Below are 2609 nucleotides of genomic sequence, written 5' to 3' on the forward strand. Positions count from 1 at the left end.
CCGAATTAAATGATAAAGGAAAAAATGTTTTTTGAATTTACTATTTTTGCTTAGAATTAAAATTAATCATCATGTCAAACGAAATAGAAAAAGTAAAATGCCTAATAATAGGTTCTGGTCCTGCAGGATATACTGCAGCTATATATGCAGCAAGAGCTAATATGAATCCTGTTTTGTATCAAGGTACACAGCCAGGTGGCCAATTAACAACCACGAATGAAGTTGAAAACTGGCCAGGAAATCCTGAAGGAATTACAGGTCCTGAAATGATGATTGGTTTACAAAAGCAAGCACAACGTTTTGGAACAGATGTTCGTGATGGCTGGGCAACAAAAGTAGATTTTAGTGCTGAACCTCATAAAGTATGGATAAATGACACAAAAGAAATTCATGCTGATACGGTTATTATTTCAACTGGTGCTACAGCAAAATATTTAGGATTACCTTCAGAACAACATTATCTTCAAACTGGTGGTGGCGTTTCAGCTTGCGCGGTTTGTGATGGTTTTTTCTATAGAAACCAAGAAGTAGTTATTGTTGGAGCTGGAGATAGTGCTTGTGAAGAAGCACATTATTTATCTAAATTATGTAAAAAAGTTACCATGTTAGTTAGAAGTGAAAAATTTAGAGCTTCTAAAATTATGGAACAACGTGTAAAAAATACCGAAAATATTACTATTTTAATGAATCATGATACGGTGGAAGTTTTAGGTGACGGACAAGTGGTTACAGGTGTTAAAGCTAAAAACAAAACTACAAATGAAGACTTTGAGATTCCAGCAACTGGATTTTTCGTAGCGATTGGTCATAAACCAAATACAGATATTTTTGCAGATTATTTAACATTAGATGAAACGGGTTATATTATAAACGTACCAGGTTCATCAAAAACAAACATACCTGGAGTTTTTGTAGGTGGCGATGCAGCAGATCACGTGTATAGACAAGCTATAACAGCTGCAGGGACAGGTTGTATGGCGGCTTTAGACGCAGAGAGATACTTGGCAAGTAAACACTAATTTTATTAGGATATATTCATACAAAAATCGGATTTTATATCCGATTTTTTTATTTTATATACTTAAGTTGGCTCGATTTTTGATAAGTTAATTTAACGAATAACTTCGCAAAATGTAATGAAACATTTACTTATTATTTTACTCTTCTTATTTTTTGGATGTGCTCAGCCATTGGTTTTTGTTCGAAAGCAATATAATTCTTCTTATCAACCAAATTATACTACCAGTTATAATTCTGCAAATATTAAAATGGAAGTTTTAGAAGCTAAAAATGATGATAATATAAATAAAATTATTTTCGAAAATATTAAAGAACTCTCTAATTTTATTGATAGTCAGAATTTAACCATTACGAATTATAATCAATTGACGAAAGGTTTTGTAGATGTTTATAAAAACGCCAAAAATAGTAAGCCAGAAAATAATTTAAAAAATTGGAATTTTGAATTGTAGTCAAATGTTGAGTTTGAAACAGAAGAATTTGTCAATATTGGTATCAATTATTCCACTTCTTATGATGATTTGCATAGTTTTGGAGGAAAACGTTCATTGGTTTTTAATAAACTAACTGGTGCGCAATTGAAGAACGAGGATATCTTTTCAAATCTTCACTTAGTTTTAAAATTAGTTGAGGCAAAATTTAGAGCAAAATATAATGTAAATGCTGCTTTAAGTCTTAATCAACAAGGATATTGTTTCGAAAATAATTCTTTTTATCTTACAAATAATATATTTTTTACTATTGAGGGTGTTAAATTCTTGTATAATATCAATGAAATTTCTTCTTACGAAAAAGGTTCGTTTGAAGTAATTTTAACCTATCAAGAAATTGATAAATACTTATTAATTAAATAAAGTCTTTTTTTCAACAAAAATAACTTTCTTACCTTTGTGTTTTAAATTTCTTTAAAGAAACTAATTTAGCACAAATGCGAAAAATATATTACCTCGCTTCTTGCGATACTTGCAGAAAAATAATTAAGTCATTGCCTTCAAATTCAAATTTAGAGTTTCACGATATCCGTCAAAATCCTATCACCATAGCAGAATTAGAATTTATGCACCAGCTTTCTGGTAGTTACGAAGCTCTTTTTAGTAAAAAAGCGCAATTATATAAAGAAAAAGGATTGAAAAATTTATCCCTTACAGAAGCCGATTATAAAAATTATATTCTGGAACATTATACTTTTTTGAGTCGTCCAGTAGTGGTGTTAGAAAATGAAATTTTCATAGGAAATAGTCAACCAAATATTTTAAAATTGCAAAAGGCTTTAAGTAATGAATAGTCGTTCTTGGGCTTTAGTATGCGCTTGGATTGTAGCTATTATTTATGGAGTAACTTTCACTGTTGCCAAAGATGTAATGCCAAAGTATGTTGATGCTTATGGATTTATTGTAATGCGAGTTGCCGGAGCTACTATATTATTTTGGTTGGTTTCTTTTCTCGGACCGAAAGAAAAAATTGCAAAAAACGATTTTCTTCGCATTGCCGCTTGTGCCTTTTTTGGTGTTGCTTTCAATATGCTAACATTTTTTAAAGGATTAAGTTATACCTCACCGATTATGGGTGCCGTTTTAATGGTTACCACA

General features: G+C 30.7%; 5 protein-coding genes. All 5 read left to right on the forward strand.

What is annotated here, in order from left to right; all coding sequences use genetic code 11:
* The first annotated feature begins 71 nt into the window (after positions 1 to 71).
* Positions 72 to 1019, forward strand: a complete 948-nt coding sequence (trxB, locus tag ACIQ11_RS10205) for a thioredoxin-disulfide reductase (protein WP_396154585.1) — start codon at positions 72 to 74, stop codon at positions 1017 to 1019.
* Between the two features lie 117 nt (positions 1020 to 1136).
* Entirely contained in the window at positions 1137 to 1472 is a 336-nt protein-coding gene (locus tag ACIQ11_RS10210; RefSeq protein WP_396154587.1) for a hypothetical protein, read from the forward strand.
* Positions 1473 to 1541: 69 nt separating this feature from the next.
* The gene (locus ACIQ11_RS10215; RefSeq protein WP_396154588.1) at positions 1542 to 1874 is read left to right on the forward strand and encodes a DUF3298 domain-containing protein; all 333 of its coding nucleotides are present in this window, start codon (positions 1542 to 1544) and stop codon (positions 1872 to 1874) included.
* Positions 1875 to 1948: 74 nt separating this feature from the next.
* On the forward strand, positions 1949 to 2305 hold the full coding sequence (locus ACIQ11_RS10220; RefSeq protein ID WP_396154590.1) for an arsenate reductase family protein: 357 nt from the start codon (positions 1949 to 1951) through the stop codon (positions 2303 to 2305).
* A partial coding sequence (locus tag ACIQ11_RS10225) for an EamA family transporter (protein WP_396154592.1) occupies positions 2298 to 2609 on the forward strand: 312 nt, incomplete at its 3' end. The genes ACIQ11_RS10220 and ACIQ11_RS10225, both read left to right, overlap by 8 nt.

The sequence above is a fragment of the Flavobacterium sp. genome, assembly GCF_044361065.1.
Taxonomy (GTDB): Bacteria; Bacteroidota; Bacteroidia; order Flavobacteriales; family Flavobacteriaceae; genus Flavobacterium.